The sequence below is a fragment of the Mesorhizobium sp. M1A.F.Ca.IN.022.06.1.1 genome (assembly GCF_003952605.1).
In the GTDB taxonomy this organism is placed as follows: Bacteria; Pseudomonadota; Alphaproteobacteria; order Rhizobiales; family Rhizobiaceae; genus Mesorhizobium.
In genome coordinates this window covers 2,432,012-2,447,434 of sequence record NZ_CP034455.1, presented here as the reverse complement: position 1 = coordinate 2,447,434, position 15,423 = coordinate 2,432,012, and the positions used below count along the sequence as shown (strand labels likewise).

At 62.8% G+C, this 15,423-nt stretch carries 16 protein-coding genes; 12 read left to right on the top strand and 4 right to left on the bottom strand.

Annotated elements, in window-relative coordinates:
- Window positions 1-4 precede the first annotated feature (4 nt).
- From EJ078_RS11595 to EJ078_RS11585, 3 genes are all read right to left on the bottom strand, one after another.
- On the bottom strand, window positions 5-625 hold the full coding sequence (locus EJ078_RS11595; RefSeq protein ID WP_095799340.1) for a TadE/TadG family type IV pilus assembly protein: 621 nt from the start codon (window positions 623-625) through the stop codon (window positions 5-7).
- A gap of 129 nt (window positions 626-754) precedes the next feature.
- Window positions 755-1,354, bottom strand: coding sequence for a TadE/TadG family type IV pilus assembly protein (locus EJ078_RS11590; RefSeq protein ID WP_127216496.1), 600 nt, complete (start codon window positions 1,352-1,354; stop codon window positions 755-757).
- Between the two features lie 136 nt (window positions 1,355-1,490).
- A complete protein-coding gene (locus tag EJ078_RS11585; protein ID WP_066996418.1) occupies window positions 1,491-1,913 on the bottom strand; it encodes a pilus assembly protein N-terminal domain-containing protein in 423 nt (140 codons plus the stop codon).
- A gap of 357 nt (window positions 1,914-2,270) precedes the next feature.
- Here EJ078_RS11585 and EJ078_RS11580 point away from each other — a divergent pair, with 357 nt between their 5' ends.
- The 9 genes from EJ078_RS11580 to EJ078_RS11540 all read left to right on the top strand — a co-directional run bounded on the left by EJ078_RS11580 (window position 2,271) and on the right by EJ078_RS11540 (window position 11,514).
- Window positions 2,271-2,444 (top strand): Flp family type IVb pilin, encoded by a 174-nt coding sequence (locus tag EJ078_RS11580; RefSeq protein WP_067324571.1) that lies wholly within the window; start codon window positions 2,271-2,273, stop codon window positions 2,442-2,444.
- A gap of 168 nt (window positions 2,445-2,612) precedes the next feature.
- Window positions 2,613-3,131, top strand: a complete 519-nt coding sequence (locus EJ078_RS11575; RefSeq protein WP_127216495.1) for a prepilin peptidase — start codon at window positions 2,613-2,615, stop codon at window positions 3,129-3,131.
- Window positions 3,132-3,404: 273 nt separating this feature from the next.
- Complete coding sequence (gene cpaB, locus EJ078_RS11570) at window positions 3,405-4,217, top strand: Flp pilus assembly protein CpaB (protein ID WP_208721525.1); 813 nt, start codon at window positions 3,405-3,407, stop codon at window positions 4,215-4,217.
- On the top strand, window positions 4,214-5,743 hold the full coding sequence (locus EJ078_RS11565) for a type II and III secretion system protein family protein (RefSeq protein ID WP_208721523.1): 1,530 nt from the start codon (window positions 4,214-4,216) through the stop codon (window positions 5,741-5,743). The genes cpaB and EJ078_RS11565 overlap by 4 nt, the downstream gene beginning before the upstream one ends.
- Before the next feature lie 14 nt (window positions 5,744-5,757).
- Window positions 5,758-6,495, top strand: coding sequence for a CpaD family pilus assembly protein (locus tag EJ078_RS11560; protein WP_127247655.1), 738 nt, complete (start codon window positions 5,758-5,760; stop codon window positions 6,493-6,495).
- A 31-nt stretch (window positions 6,496-6,526) separates the two neighbouring features.
- Window positions 6,527-7,810 (top strand): CpaE family protein, encoded by a 1,284-nt coding sequence (locus EJ078_RS11555; protein WP_176477565.1) that lies wholly within the window; start codon window positions 6,527-6,529, stop codon window positions 7,808-7,810.
- A gap of 30 nt (window positions 7,811-7,840) precedes the next feature.
- On the top strand, window positions 7,841-9,340 hold the full coding sequence (locus EJ078_RS11550; RefSeq protein ID WP_067324583.1) for a CpaF family protein: 1,500 nt from the start codon (window positions 7,841-7,843) through the stop codon (window positions 9,338-9,340).
- Window positions 9,341-9,471: 131 nt separating this feature from the next.
- On the top strand, window positions 9,472-10,485 hold the full coding sequence (locus EJ078_RS11545; RefSeq protein ID WP_208721522.1) for a type II secretion system F family protein: 1,014 nt from the start codon (window positions 9,472-9,474) through the stop codon (window positions 10,483-10,485).
- Window positions 10,486-10,497: 12 nt separating this feature from the next.
- Window positions 10,498-11,514, top strand: coding sequence for a type II secretion system F family protein (locus EJ078_RS11540; RefSeq protein WP_066996444.1), 1,017 nt, complete (start codon window positions 10,498-10,500; stop codon window positions 11,512-11,514).
- A 186-nt stretch (window positions 11,515-11,700) separates the two neighbouring features.
- Here the strand turns inward: EJ078_RS11540 and EJ078_RS11535 are convergent, their stop codons facing one another.
- The gene (locus tag EJ078_RS11535) at window positions 11,701-12,528 is read right to left on the bottom strand and encodes a tetratricopeptide repeat protein (protein ID WP_095799347.1); all 828 of its coding nucleotides are present in this window, start codon (window positions 12,526-12,528) and stop codon (window positions 11,701-11,703) included.
- Between the two features lie 122 nt (window positions 12,529-12,650).
- On the opposite strand from EJ078_RS11535, the gene EJ078_RS11530 reads away from it, so the two are divergent.
- The 3 genes from EJ078_RS11530 to EJ078_RS11520 all read left to right on the top strand — a co-directional run bounded on the left by EJ078_RS11530 (window position 12,651) and on the right by EJ078_RS11520 (window position 15,351).
- Complete coding sequence (locus EJ078_RS11530; RefSeq protein WP_208721520.1) at window positions 12,651-14,015, top strand: leucyl aminopeptidase family protein; 1,365 nt, start codon at window positions 12,651-12,653, stop codon at window positions 14,013-14,015.
- Window positions 14,016-14,089: 74 nt separating this feature from the next.
- Window positions 14,090-14,440 (top strand): MarR family winged helix-turn-helix transcriptional regulator, encoded by a 351-nt coding sequence (locus EJ078_RS11525; RefSeq protein WP_066996450.1) that lies wholly within the window; start codon window positions 14,090-14,092, stop codon window positions 14,438-14,440.
- Window positions 14,441-14,490: 50 nt separating this feature from the next.
- Entirely contained in the window at window positions 14,491-15,351 is an 861-nt protein-coding gene (locus EJ078_RS11520) for an NlpC/P60 family protein (RefSeq protein ID WP_208721518.1), read from the top strand.
- Window positions 15,352-15,423 lie beyond the last annotated feature (72 nt).

The window sequence follows — 15,423 nt, the reverse complement described above, 5'->3', positions numbered from 1 at the left end:
TCCGTCAGCAGTCGGTGCAAGGAACCGTAGGACCGCGGCGCGGCCTCAGATAGTACGTTTCGCCCATCGATATGTTGTTGAAGGCCGAGGTCAATCCAAGCGTCGACGAACTGTCGGCTGACCAGGTGATGATCGGCTTATAGCCGAGGTCGCTTTCCACCCGGACAAGGAAGGTGTTGCGGATATTCAGCGTTGGCGGAACGGTGGTGGGACTGGTCTTCGCCGCGTCGGCGCTATAGGTGGTGCCCACGAGCTTGCGCGACCAGGCCACCGTCGCCTTGGGCGATGCCTCGTCGGAGATCTGGATCCCGGTGATGATGATCGTCGGCGTGGAGCGGTTGTAGGGCTGCAGCGTCGAGGTGCCGATCTTCATGATCGCGTCGAGATCGGCTTTCGTGACGCTGGTCTGCTGCGTGACGAGATCCGCCACCATGCTGCCGATGCGGCTGACCTTCTTGCTGGTTTCGATGGCCTGCGAGGCTTCCATCGTGATGAAGTACATGATGAGCAGCACCGGCACGATGAACGCGAACTCGATTGCCGCGACGCCGCGGCGATCGAGGCAAAACCGTGCCGCCTTCGTCACGAAAGCCGAAATTCGCCGCTGTGCCCCCGCACGGTACATATCCTACCCCCACACCGCCGTAAGTCTCGGCCGGCCGCAATCTTGAAGCATGTCTCCCGAAGTGGACCCGGTTTCGGGAGACATGCCGAAAATCAAAAAGCCAAAGCAGGTCGCCTCACGCGACCTGCTTCAGTCGTCGAATGGTTCGTTCTGCCAGGTCACCGATGCGAAGTGCAGCGTCTTGCCGCCATTCAGATTGGCCATCTGTTTAGCCAGGAAATCGGTGATCACCGGCCATTTGTAGAAAACCCGCAGCATGTTCTTCGATTCCCCCAGCCCCGGCGACACCGTGAAAGTCGTCGAGCTCGTGCCTGTCAGCACGATTTCGCCGTTCTGGATCTTGAAGCCCGCCGCTGCGGCGTCGGCGAAGGTCGGATATTCGCGCAGGTCCACCAACAGGGAAGCATTTGACCCGGAACCGGGGCAGTTCGTGGCGACCATGATCTCCAGCCTGTCGCAGATCAGCGTCTTGATCGAGGCGTCGGTGACGTTGGCCTTCTTGAGCTGGCCGGTTCGCAGCTGGCGCGCGATATCGTCGGTGGCGTTGGCCATCACTTCCTGGCCGGCGAACGAGATGCAGCTCTCCAGGATGGCGAAAACGAGCAAGGCGAACGGCATGGCCAGCATTGCGAATTCCAATGCCGTGCTGCCGCGCCTGTCGCTGAAGAAACCGGGGCGTGGCTTTGCCTCGGCTTTGCCGTTCATGCCACCCTTGGGCGCCCTGCTCATGTTCCGTTCCTGCCGATCCCTTGCAATGTCGGCTGCAACCTATCGGCCACCCATTGAGGTCCGGTTTGGATCAGCGTTAAACTCGGTGGGCTGCCCTTAACCCGCTGTTAACCTGCGGGCGCTTGCGTCCTTAAGCTCAGCGGGCTGCGTTCATTTCCGTTTCGGACGTTTTCTCAGCCTCGCTCTTGTACGAGCTTTCGCAATAGGGCGTGCAGGACATGGTCTGGACTTCGGCGCGTCGATAGATGCGCACCGAGGACGCGGCTTGTCGGACGACCGTCACCTGCTCATCTATGATCGGGCTGCCATCGGAATCGAGCACGACCAGATTGGTCACGCCGAAACCTTTGCCGGTGAGAACGACCGTCGAGGCGTCCTGCACGGCGGCATCGGCGATGGCCGGATTGCCGACGACGATCGTATCGGCCGCGCGCGACAACTTGACGATCTTTGCTTGATTCATGGTGACCTCGATGCCGGCGCCGGCGCTGGCCGGCATGACGGATGCGGCGACAGCCAACAGCGCGACGACTGAAAATGGCGATCTCGACGAGGTCATTGAAGCGCTCCGGAGCGGCAGACTGTTCAACGGAACATGAACGAAATTGGTGAACCGACGGTTAAGCGCCGCATGGCCGCGATAAGGATTGGCCGGCTCGGCGGTCATAAGCCTGAGAGCATACGCTGTTTTAGCGAAATCGCGGATGGGCCGGATCTCCGCGCTTTTCCTGCCCGCCACTCCGCCTCTGGAGGTTTAGGCCACGGTTAACCAAGCAACGGGATCGCCTCCGGAAAGGAATCGGTAAGGGTATTTATTAAGCCGATCGAAAGGGCTTCCCCCTAGATTTGGCACATCCGATCAACCGGCAAGAGAAGTTGACGGAAGTGCTGTAACACGTGGAGTAGGAGCTCTCGAATGTCTAACCTCATCGCACGTTTCGTAAAGGACGAATCCGGCGCGACCGCCATCGAATACGGTCTGATCGCCGCCCTCATCGCGCTCGCCATCATGGTCGGCGCCGGCCAGCTCGGCACTGCCCTGAACACCAAGTTCAAGGCAATTGCCAGTGCGGTCCAAAACTCCAACTAAGATCAACCGAGGACGACGAAGTCGCTCTCGACGAGAAGGGCCGCCTCGAGGCGGCCCTTGTTCGTTGCAGCATCTGGTTGCGCGCGAATTTGATCGTCGGCACTCACCGACCGTTAATGGCGTGTGGCTAGACTGGGTGTTACTTTTCTCAAGGCATTGTGTTGTCTCATGCTTGAAGCTGTAATCTTCGTCGTCTTTCCTTTCTGCATGCTGTTTGCGGCGATCTCCGACATGCTTTCGATGACGATCGCCAACCGCGTGCCGGTGCTGCTCGTGGCGACGTTCGCTCTGGTCGCTCCTTTGACCGGGATGGACTGGGCCATCTATGGCGGGCATTTCGCGGCAGGTGCCCTGGTGCTGGCCGCGACGTTCGGACTGTTCGCGCTCGGCGGCATGGGCGGCGGCGATGCCAAGCTGCTGGCCGCGACCGCCGTATGGATGGGGCTCAACATCAATCTCATCGGCTACCTGGTGACCTCGACATTGATCGGCGGCCTGCTGACGGTCGCCATTCTGGCCTACCGGAAATCGCCATTTGCGGTCTACACCGGCCACAACCGTTTTCTGCGCCATTTCGCCGACGAGACCGCAGGCATTCCTTATGGCGTCGCGCTTGGTCTTGGCGGGCTCCTCACCTTTCCGGATTCTTCGTTGATGGTCTGGGCGCTGGATAGGCTCACGATCTGAAGCATATCGCCATCTTCAGATGCGCTCGGTGCGCTACGGAGTCTGGCTTTACGCCTACCAAACAGCTTGTTGCCTTCGGAAAATCCGTTTCTGTGACAAGGGTTCTCGCGGCGCTTGGCCCCTTTTTTGTTAACGGCAAGGCGGTTCGGTCCAATTTGAGTAAACGTTAAATTAATCACGATCGTAAGCATTGCATTAACCTTGTTTTGACGATTGCGGCTGCAAAGTCCGGCTTGGCGAGGTGGTTTGCCTTGAGGCGAAGGGTCCGGACGAATGCCAGCATCCCGACTGATTATTCTGAGCGTGGCCGTGGCCGCGGCGGGTGGCGCGGGTTTTGTCGCGAAGAACATGGTAGTGGCGCCGCCGGCTCAAGTCGTCGTCAACGCTCCCAAGCAGCCGGCGATCGCGCTGCAAGACGTGCTGGCGCTTTCCGGCGATGTCGCAATGGGCAGCCAGCTCGGTGACAACATCAGGTGGGAGCAGTGGCCGGCGAGCGGCATCAACGCCAATTTCATCACCCGTGCGGCCGAACCGGACGCAGTCGAAAAGCTGAAGGGCTCGGTGGCGCGTGTAGCCATGTATGCCGGTGAGCCGTTGCGGCGCTCCAAGCTGGTCGGCGAGGGGCAGAGCTTCATGTCCTCGATCCTGCCGTCCGGCATGCGCGCGGTCGCGACCGCCATATCGGCCGATACGTCCGCCGGCGGCTTCATCCTGCCCAATGACTTCGTCGACGTCATCATGACCCGGCGGGCCGACGCCAGCAATGGCGGCAGCGGCTTCAATACCGAGACCATCCTGAAGAACATCCGTGTCCTGGCCATCGACCAGACCATCCAGGAGGACGAGGAAGGCAAGAAGACCAGGGTCGGCCAGACCGCGACGCTGGAGCTCACGCCGCAGCAGGCGGAGATCATCACGGTGGCGCAGCAGATGGCGGACCGCCTGACCCTGGCGCTGCGTTCGATCACCGACACGAATGAGAAGAACCTGGGCGAGGCCGACTATCTGGTGAACGGCAATGGCCGGCGCGGCACGGTGCGATTGATCAAGTCGGGCCAGGTTTCCGAAGTGGGAGCAAGGAAATGAGGCTAATCGGCAAACTGCCCGTCATCGCGGCGGCCGCAATCGGCCTGTTCCTGATCGGCACCAATGCACCTGGGCTCGTCGAGGCAAAGGCCGCGAACAGGGCGGCGGGTGTGACGGCCTCGGTTGCCTCGCAGCGCGTCAAGCTCGGCCTCAACAAGTCGGTGGTCATCGACCTGCCGAGCGACGCCTACGACATACTCGTCGCCAATCCCGCGGTCGCCGACGCAGTGACGCGCACGGCGCGCCGCATCTATCTGTTCGGCAAGGCGGTCGGCGAAACCAACATCTTCGTCTTCGGCCCCAACGGCGAGCAGATCGCCAGTCTCGACCTTGCGGTCGAACGCGACGTGGCCGGGCTGGAAGACTATCTCAAGCGCTTCCTCCCGACGTCGCAGATCAAGGTCGAGCTACTGAACGACAATGTGATTCTCACGGGCAATGTCGATACACCGCTCGACGCCAAGCGCGCCGTCGACCTGGCCACCATCTTCGTCTCGGGCGGTGAAGCGACGACCGGCCAATATTCGCAGACGGCCGCCGGCGGGTCCGCCAATGGCGGCGTCGACATCAACAATCCCGACCAGGAGCGCCGGGTCTCCAAGATCGTCAATCTGCTCCAGATCATCGGCGACGATCAGGTGACGCTGAAGGTGACGGTTGCGGAAGTCAGCCGCTCGGTGATGAAGCAGCTCGGCGTCAATATGATCGGCAGCGGCGGCAGCAACGGCATTTCCTGGGGCGCTCTCAGCGATAATTTCACCGGCCTCGGCAAGCAGCTGTCCAACTCGAGCTTCAATATCGGGACGTCTTCGATCCAGGCCTACATCAATGCCATGGAATCGGCCGGCGTTATGAAGACGCTCGCAGAACCCACGCTCACCGCGGTGTCCGGCGAGAAGGCGACCTTCAAGGTCGGCGGCGAATACAACATGGTGAACAGCGTTTCGGCCAACGTCTCCACCGACAACCAGACGGGTCTGAAGACCTATTCCATCGAGAAAATCGAATACGGCATCGGATTGGAGTTCCAGCCGGTGGTCCTGTCACCCGGCCGCATCAGCCTGAAGGTGCGGACTGCCGTTTCCGAGCCGACAACCGAGGGATCGGTTTCGCTGTCCGACGGCGGGACAAGCCCCGGTATGAACGCATTGTCGCTGCGTAAGCGCCTGGCCGATACGACGGTGGAACTGCCTTCCGGCGGTTCGATGATGATCGCAGGCCTTGTCCGCGACGACGTCAGGCAGGCCGTCAATGGATTGCCCGGACTGACCAAGATTCCGGTGCTCGGCGCGCTCTTCCGCAGCCGCGACTTCGTGCGCAACGAGAGCGAGCTCGTCATCATCATCACGCCCTATCTGGCGCGGCCCGTGGCGCGCAACGAATTGGCCAAGCCCGACGATAATTTCAATGCGCCGAGCGACGGCGCCGGCATGTTCCTCGGTCGCGTCAATCGCGTCTACGGCACCATGCAGACCGATAGGCCACCTGGCCGCTACCACGGCGTCGTCGGCTTCATCTACAAGTGAGCGGGAAAGCGGACATGTCCAACTCAACAACGAAGTCGATGACGATCGCAGCGGCACAATCCGGCCGCGGACGATTCCGCGGGGCGTCTCCGGTCCTGGCGATCGCCCTTGCGGCGTCGCTCACCGGATGCGCCAACTTCCATCGCGATAGTGTGACAGTGGGCTCCATTCCGGACGACTACCGCACCAATCATCCGATCGTTATCGCCGAGAAGAACCAGAAGATTGACCTCCCGGTCGGCGCCGGTGATCGCGGCATGACGGCTTCGCAGCGCGACACTCTGCTCGGCTTCCTCGACGGCTACGACAGGAGCGCCGCGCCGGCGCTGACGATCGCGGCCCCGGTGGGTTCCGCGAACCAGGCCGCCGCCCAGGCCGCGAGCCGCGATTTCGCCAGACTTGCGATGGCCGCAGGCGTCAAGCGCAACAATATCATCATGACCTCCTATCAGTCGGCCGTGCCCGAGGCTTCGGCGCCGGTCCGCGTGGCCTTCGTGGCGGTGAGGGCACAGACCGACAAATGCGGGCGTTGGCCCGAGGATCTGACCGAGACTTCCGAGAACAAGCACTACGCCGATTTCGGGTGCTCCTATCAGAACAACCTCGCCGCCCAGATGGCCAATCCCAACGATCTGCTCGGGCCGCGCAAGCAGTCCGACATCGATGCCGAAAATCGCGGCGCGGTGATCGACGTCTACCGGGCGAGAGGCATTTCGGATGAGTTCCTCGGCAATTCGGAAGTGACTTACTGAGCCCGCGCCGGATCACGGAAAGAGCATGACGATGAGCAACCTTGCCTACGACACGCCTGCCGATCCCGGCGATCTCTCGCAACAGGACATCGCCGCCATGCAGGCGCTGCGCCCGGTGCCGCGCATCTCGATCCAGGCTTTCTGCGAGACCGAAGGCGTTGCAAATCCGATCGGGCGCGCGGGCGAGGACCGCCGCATGGCCAAGGCCCATCTCAAGGTCCATATGGGCGGCATCGCCACCGCGATCGAGTTCTACCAGTCGGCGCCGACGCCAAACCTGATCCTGCTGGAATCGCGCAGCGAGCCGAAACAGCTGCTGGAGCAGCTCGCTCAGCTCGCCGAATATTGCGATCCGACCTCGAAGGTCGTGGTCATCGGCCATTACAATGATGTCGGACTCTACCGGGAGCTTATCCGTTCGGGCATTTCCGAATATGTCATCGCGCCGGTCTCGATGACCGATATCGTCAGCGTCGTCTCGTCGATCTTCGTCGATCCCGAGTCCGATCCGATCGGCCGCTCCATCGCCTTCATCGGCGCCAAGGGCGGCGTCGGCTCCTCGACGATCGCCCACAACGTCGCCTGGGCGATGTCGTCCTTGTTCAAGTCCGAAGTCGTAGTCGCCGATCTCGACCTCGCCTTCGGCACCGCCAACATCAACTTCGACCGGGACCCCGCGCAGGGGATCGCAGAGGCGGTGTTTTCGCCCGAGCGCGTCGATGAGGTCTATCTCGACCGGCTGCTCGCGCAATGCGCCGAGCATCTGTCGCTGCTTGCGGCACCCTCCACGCTCGAGCGCGTCTATGATTTCGATCCTGACGCCTTCTCCCAGGTCATCGAAACGGCGCAGCGCAGCGCGCCCTTGCTCGTGCTCGACGTCCCTCACGTCTGGAGCGGTTGGACCAAGAGCACGCTGATCAAGGCCGACGAGATCGTCATCACGGCCACGCCAGAACTCGCCAATCTGCGCAACACCAAGAATATGGTCGACATGCTGAAGCGGCTGCGTCCGAACGACCCGCCGCCGAAGCTGATCATCAACCAGGCGGGCGTTCCCAAACGCCCGGAGATCGCTGCATCGGATTTTTCCGAACCGCTCGGCATCACGCCGATGGCGGTGATCAATTTCGAGCCGCTGCTGTTCGGCAACGCGGCCAACAACGGCCGCATGCTCGGCGAAATGGACGCCAAGAGTCCGATCGTCGGCACGATCAACGAAATAGCGCATGTGCTGACAGGGCGCAGCGAGATCAAGGCGAAGAAGAAGGCAAGCCTTGGAGCCATCCTCGGCAAGCTTTCACGCAGCAAGAAGTGACGCTCGCTGAGCGGCATCGGGTAGTCGATCATGTTTGGTAAAAGAGGCACAGACGACGGCAGCCGGGCAGCTCCCGAATTCCGTCCGCCAGCACCTCCTCCGGCCGCTCCCGCTCCGGCTGGGACGATCGCTGTCGATCGGCCGGCCGCGCCCGCGCCGAGCACGCCCGCCGCGTCCCCCGTTCGCCGTCCGGTGGAGGCGCCGCCGATGGCGCCCGAGCCGCCGAAAAGGGTCCAGCGCGAGCGCAGCGAAACCTACTATGACACCAAGAGCCAGGTGTTTTCCGCGCTCATCGACACGATCGATCTTTCGCAGCTCGCCAAGCTCGATCCGGAAAGCGCGCGCGAGGAAATCCGCGACATCGTCAACGACATCATCGCGATCAAGAATTTCGCGATGTCGATCTCCGAGCAGGAAGAGCTGCTCGAGGATATCTGCAACGACGTGCTCGGCTATGGGCCGCTGGAGCCGCTGCTCGCGCGCGACGACATCGCCGACATCATGGTCAACGGTTCAAAGAACGTCTACATCGAAGTCAACGGCAAGGTCGAACCGACCAGCATTCGCTTCCGCGACAACCAGCAACTGCTCAACATCTGCCAGCGCATCGTCAGCCAGGTCGGCCGCCGCGTCGACGAATCGAGCCCGATCTGCGACGCGCGCCTTCCCGACGGCTCGCGCGTCAACGTGATCGCGCCGCCGCTGTCGCTTGATGGCACCGCGCTCACCATCCGCAAGTTCAAGAAGGACAAGCTGACGCTCGACCAGCTGGTCAAGTTCGGCGCCATCTCGCCGCAAGGCGCGGAGATCCTGAAGATCATCGGCCGCGTCCGCTGCAACGTCGTCATCTCGGGCGGTACCGGCTCGGGCAAAACGACGCTGCTCAACTGCCTGACCAACTACATCGATCGCGAGGAGCGGGTCATCACCTGCGAGGACTCGGCCGAGCTGCAGCTGCAGCAGCCGCACGTGGTGCGTCTCGAAACCAGGCCGCCCAATCTCGAAGGCGAGGGCGAGGTGACCATGCGCGATCTCGTCAAGAACTGCCTGCGCATGCGGCCCGAAAGGATCATCGTCGGCGAGGTGCGCGGACCGGAAGTGTTCGACCTTCTGCAGGCGATGAACACCGGCCATGACGGCTCGATGGGAACGATCCACTCCAACAGCCCGCGCGAATGCCTGAACCGTATTGAATCGATGATCGCCATGGGCGGTTATTCGCTGCCGCAGAGGACGGTGCGCGAGATCGTCGTCGGCTCGGTGGACGTGATCATCCAGGCGGCTCGTCTGCGCGACGGCTCGCGCCGCATCACCCACATCACCGAGGTGATCGGCATGGAAGGCGACGTCATCATCACCCAGGACCTCGTCCTCTACAACATCAAGGGCGAGGACGCGAGCGGCCGTCTGATCGGCGAGCATGTCTCCACCGGCATCGGCCGCCCGCATTTCTGGGATCGTGCCCGCTACTATGGCGAGGAGCAGCGCCTCGCCAACGCGCTCGAGGCCATGGAGAAACGCGCTGACTAGAGCAATTCCAGGAAAAGTGCGTAGCGGTTTTCCGTCCGGAATTGCGTAAAAACAAATACTTAGAGCGGGTCAGCGCTTTTGTAAAAAGCTGAACCGCTCTGGTGCATCTGGAGGTGTAGGGGCCCCGGTCGATGTTCGGAATTGACACCACGGTTCTGGCTTTCGTCGTGCTCGCGGGCCTCAGCGCCGGCGCGATAGCCTATGCCTTCCTGTTCAAGCGCATCGATAACGAGAAGCAGGCCGGCAAGCGCCTTGAAACGATCAAGACGGCCGAGACCGACCGATCGGTGGTGAAGGCTACGCGCGACCGCGCCGCGGAAGCGGTCAGACGGCGCAAGACGCTTCAGGATTCGCTCAAGCAGCTCGATGAAAAGCAGAAAACCAATGACCGCAACGTCAAGAAACCGCCGCTGAGGGCCCAAATCCGCCAGGCCGGCATGACCGTCTCCCTCGAGCGCTTCTACATCTACTCGGTGATCTGCGGCATCGTGCTTACGATCCTCGCCTTTCTTGCCGGCGCGCCGTTGCTGGTCCTGCCCGGCGCTCTCTTGGCCGGAGCCCTCGGCCTGCCGCGCTGGTTCGTCTCGTTTCGTTGCGCGCGCCGGGTGAAGACCTTCCTGGAGGAATTCCCGAATGCCCTCGACATCATCGTGCGCGCGGTGAAGTCCGGTCTGCCGCTCAACGACGCGATCCGCCTGATTGCCAATGAATCCCCGGAGCCGGTCCGCTCCGAATTCCGCCGCATCGTCGATTCCCAGCAGATGGGTATGTCGATCCCCGATGCCACCATGCGCATGTCCGAGACCATGCCATGCACCGAGGCCGGCTTCTTCGGCATCGTCATCCAGATCCAGTCGCAGGCCGGCGGCAATCTCTCCGAAGCGCTGGGCAACCTTTCGCGCGTGCTGCGCGACCGCAAGAAGATGAAGGCCAAGGTACAGGCGCTGTCGATGGAAGCAAAGGCATCCGCCGTCATCATCGGCGCCCTGCCGTTCGTCGTCGCCTTTCTCGTCTATCTGACAAGTCCGAACTACATCATGCCGCTATTCACCACCAGCGTCGGCAATCTGATCCTCGGCTGCTCCGGCGTCTGGATGTCGATCGGCATCTTGGTGATGCGCAAGATGATGAACTTCGAAGTGTAGGGACGCGGATCCATGACAGACCAGGTCGTCAAGACGCTAACCGATCCTTCGTTTCTTATCGCGCTCCTGGTCGGCATCGCGGTTTTTGCGACCGTCTTCACGCTCATGCCTGCGCTTGGCGGCAATCAGCTCAAGGCGCGCATGAAAACCGTGGCGCTCGAGCGTGATGAGCTGCGCGCCAAGCAGCGTCAGCGGCTCGCCAATGAAGCCGATCGCCGCCGCAAGGGTTTGCGCGAGGAACAGTCGATCGGCATGCGCAACATCGTCGAACGGCTGGATCTCAAGCGCGCGCTTGCCGACGAAGGCACGCTGCAGAAGCTGAAAGTCGCGGGCTTCCGCGGCCAGAATCCGCTGACGCGCTTCCTGTTCTTTCGTCTGATCCTGCCCTTCGTCGGATTCGCGCTCGCGGCGATCTATCTGTTCCTTCTCGGCGGTCTGGCGCAGCAGCCTGCCTTCATCAAGCTGTTCGTCTGCATTCTTGTCGCCTATGGCGGCTTCTATGCGCCGATCCTCTACGTCAACAACCGCGCCACCAAACGCAAGCAGTCGATCCAACTGGCGTGGCCGGACGCGCTCGACCTGATGTTGATCTGCGTCGAATCCGGCATGTCGGTGGAAGCGGCGCTTCGCAAGGTCGCCGACGAGATCGGTACTCAGTCCGTCGCCCTCGCCGAGGAATTCGTGCTCACCAATGCCGAGCTCTCCTATCTGCAGGACCGCAGGGTCGCTTACGAGAACCTGGCAAGCCGCACCGGCCTGGATTCCGTGAAGGCGGTGACCCAGGCCCTGGTCCAGGCGGAGCGCTACGGCACGCCGGTGGCGCATGCGCTGCGCGTGCTCGCCTCAGAAAGCCGCGACATGCGTATGAATGCGGCCGAAAAGAAGGCCGCAGCACTGCCGCCGAAGCTCACCGTGCCGATGATCCTCTTCTTCCTGCCGGTTCTGTTCGCCATCATTCTAGGGCCGGCCGGCATCCAGGTCAGCCAGCGCGGCATCTTTGGCGATCAGCACAATTCCAGCAGCCAATAGGCGAAGCCATCGAAGTCATGACAGAAGCCGCGTGGCAGGCGCCGCGCGGCTTTGCTGTCTGGCCCAGCCTTGAAGCAATTCCAGGAAAAGTGTGTAACGGTTTTCCGTCCGGAATTGCGGAAAAAACAAACAGCTAGAGCAACTCGCGGTTTCCGTAGAACGATGACCTCTGTAGGTGCCGGGCAGTCAGTTGGTCGCGACCTTCGCCTTGCCCTTGTCCTGATCCTTGAGTTGGCTCCAGGCATTCTGCTGCGCAAGCATCTGGCGCAGATAGGCGATATTGGCCTGCGCCTGCTCCGGCGAAAGCTCCTGCGAGGCGATCTTTTCGGCCTCGTCGAAACGACCCTGCAGGCCGACGACCAGCGCCAGGTTCTGCCGCACCCGGCTGTCGGCGTTGGGTTGCTGCGCGGCCGAGCGCATATAGGTCTCGGCGGTGCGCAGATCCCCCTCCAGCACATAGGACATGCCGAGATTGGAAAGAATCGAGGGTTCGTTCGGCTTGAGCTCGAGCGCCTTCCGGTAGTCCTGACGTGCCTCGTCCCGCTGCCCCATCTGGTCAAGGATGGCGGCTTCAGCCGAAACCAGGCGCCAGTCCGGATATTCCGGCGTCTGCGCGCGGCGCACCGCATCGAGCGCCTGCTCGAACTGCCCGTTGGCGGCAAGCGCCTTGCCGTAGGCGGCGAGCACGTCGCGGTCCTTGGGGTAGGCTATCGCGAGCTTGCGCATCACCGCCAGCGACTGGTCGGCGTCGCCATCCATCTGCAGCGCCGCGGCATAGTTGGTGGCGATGCGTTTGTCATTCGGGTTCCGGGCGTAGGATTCGCCGAGCCTGGTCGTGGCACTGTGCAGTTCGCTGGCCGACATCGTTTCCAGGGGCCGGTTGTCGGAGCGGGAAATGGAGCCGGTCGTGAACTTGCTGGTACTGCCGCAGCCGGCCACGCTGGCCGCCAGCACCGCCATCAATGCCGTGGTGACCAGACGCTTGCTTGTGAAGGTCAACGCTTTGATCGGCATCGGCGCCTATCTCCATTCCTGCGCGGCCATTAAGCTGGCCGTCTTCCCTCCCACAGAAATATTCTGTTAACCCTAACGGATCGTTAAGAAGCCGACTCGCCGTGCCGGCCGGAGACCATCGAATGCCTGTCGAACTTATTGACCAGAAACCGGAAGCAGCCTTGCCAGTCTACCTGGTGGGAAAGGATGGCCTCGACGGCACTGGCCTTTCCCCTTCCGTCATCGCTTGGGCACGGGCCAACGGCTTTTCCGGCGAGGCGGGCCGCACGCTCGTTCTGCCGGCCGAAGGTGGCGGTCTCGCCGGCGCGCTGTTCGGCACCGGCGACGGCGAGAGCCAGCTTGCCGTGGGCGCCCTGGCGCGGGCGCTGCCCGAGGGTGAATGGCATTTCGCCCAGGATCTGCCAGCGCCCGATCTTGCGGGGCTGGCCGTCGTCCTCGGCGGCTACGCCTTCACCCGCTACGGCAAGAAACCCGGCAGGGCGTTGCGCTTCGCGCTGCCGTCGGGCGCCGACGGCGCGCATCTGCGCCGCACCGCCGAGGCTATTTTCCTGACGCGCGATCTCGTCAACACGCCGACGAGCGACATGGGGCCGGATGAGTTCGAGGAGGCTGTCCGGGCATTGGCAGCCGGGCACGGCGCCGACGTCTCCGTCGTCAAGGGTGACGATCTCCTGGCGCGGAATTTTCCGATGATCCATGCCGTCGGCCGCGCCTCGGCCGGCGCGCCGAGGCTGATTGACATGACCTGGGGCCCGAGCGACGCGCCGAAGGTGACGCTGGTCGGCAAGGGCGTCTGCTTCGACACCGGCGGCCTCGACATCAAGCCGTCGTCGGGCATGCTGCTGATGAAGAAGGACATGGGCGGCGCCGCCAACGTGCTGGGTCTCGCCTCGATGATCATGGCGGCGAAACGGAATGTGCGGCTGCGCGTGCTGATCCCTGCGGTCGAGAATTCGATCGCCGGCAATGCCTTCCGGCCTGGCGACGTGCTGAGGAGTCGCAAGGGGATAACGGTGGAGATCGGCAACACCGATGCTGAAGGCCGGCTGGTGCTGGCCGACGCTCTGACGCTTGCCGACGAGGAAAGGCCGGCCCTGCTGTTCGACATGGCGACCTTGACCGGAGCGGCCCGTGTTGCGCTCGGCCCCGATCTGCCGCCCTTCTATACCGGCGACGAGGCACTGGCGTCCGACCTGGCTGCGGCTTCGCTTGCTGTCGAGGATCCGCTGTGGCGCATGCCGCTGTGGCGTCCCTATGACGCGAAGCTTTCCTCGAAGATCGCCGACGTCAACAATGTCACGACGGACGGCTTCGCCGGATCGATCACGGCGGCGCTCTTCCTCAAGCGCTTTGTCGAGAAGACGCCCGGATGGGCGCATTTCGACATTTTTGCCTGGAACCCGAATGACCGCCCGCACGGCCTGACCGGGGGCGAGGCGCAAGGCATTCGCGCGCTGGAGCGAGTGATCTCGAAGCGCTTCGGGTGAGTGTGACGAGAAAACTGGCAAAAGCCGCCGCGGACTGAAACGGAAGCGAAACAATTTGCCGTCATGCTTGGCAAATGTCGATCTCGATGCGCCCGAGCCAGGCCTTGCGACTGTGGCAGCAGGTATTGCTGTCGCAGGTGCGCGACGACGCGCCCGACCTCACCATGCGCCAGACCGCCATCCTGCTCACCATCTACCTCGATCCGCCGCCGCATACGGTGCGCGGGCTGGCCGCGAGGCTCAACGTCACCAAGCCGGTCATTACCCGCGCGCTCGACACGATGGGCGCGCTGAAGCTGGTTTCGCGCCACCGCGACGAGCTCGACAAGCGCAATGTGCTGATCCGGCGCACGGTGGAGGGCGCGCTCTTTGTCGAGCGCTTCGGCGATGGTATCGTCGCAAAGGCGCATGAGCTGCCCATCTGACCGACAACTCGTCTGTCTGACCGATAAACTCATTTGACTGGACTACCGATTTGACCGCCAGGGATGCCCGCCTTCACGCCTTTCGTTCCGATCTCGCCGATGCCAGGCTGAAGGGGGAAGTCGCCGCCGATCGCTTTGTCGCCGGCCGCCCGGCGCGGATCACCACCGCCGTCGCCGACCTGCGCAAGGCGCCGCGCCCCGATGCCGGCATCAACACGCAGGCGCTGTTCGGCGACGACGTGCTGGTCTTCGAGGTTGCGGAAGGCTGGGCCTGGGTGCAGGCCGAGCGCGACGGCTATGTCGGCTATGCCGCCGACAATGTACTCGGCGCACGTGAGCATGCGCCCACCCACATCGTCTCCGTGCCGCGCACCTTCCTCTATCCCGGACCGGACCTGCGCTTCCCGATCGGCGGGCAACTGTCGATGGGCTCCGCGGTGACGGTGACGGGTTCCGCCGAAACGCGCGGCACGCACTACGCGCTGCTGCCATCCGGCCAGGCCGTCATTGCCCGCCATCTGCGGCCGCTCGCCGAGGTTGCAGACGACTTTGTGACGGTCGCCGAAAGCTTCCTCGGCACGCCATACCTCTGGGGCGGCGTCTCCGGCTTCGGCATCGACTGCTCCGGCCTCGTGCAACTGTCGATGCGCATGGCCGGCAAGGATGTGCTGCGCGACTCCGACATGCAGGCGGCATCGATCGGGACGCCGCTCGAGCCAGGCCCTGAGTATTCCGGGCTGCAGCGCGGCGACCTCGTCTTCTGGAAGGGCCACGTCGCGATCATGACCGACGCGAAGGACATGATCCACGCCAATGGCCACACGATGCTGGTCTCGCGCGAAGGGCTGAAGGATGCCGTCGAGCGGATCGGCTATCTCTATGGCGGCCCGACCGGGTTCCGCAGGCCTTAGCGCCGCCCTAACCTCTCCCCATGGGAGAGAAGTGGGATTGCCCCGATTTGCTCTTCGCAAGTCGGCTGGCAA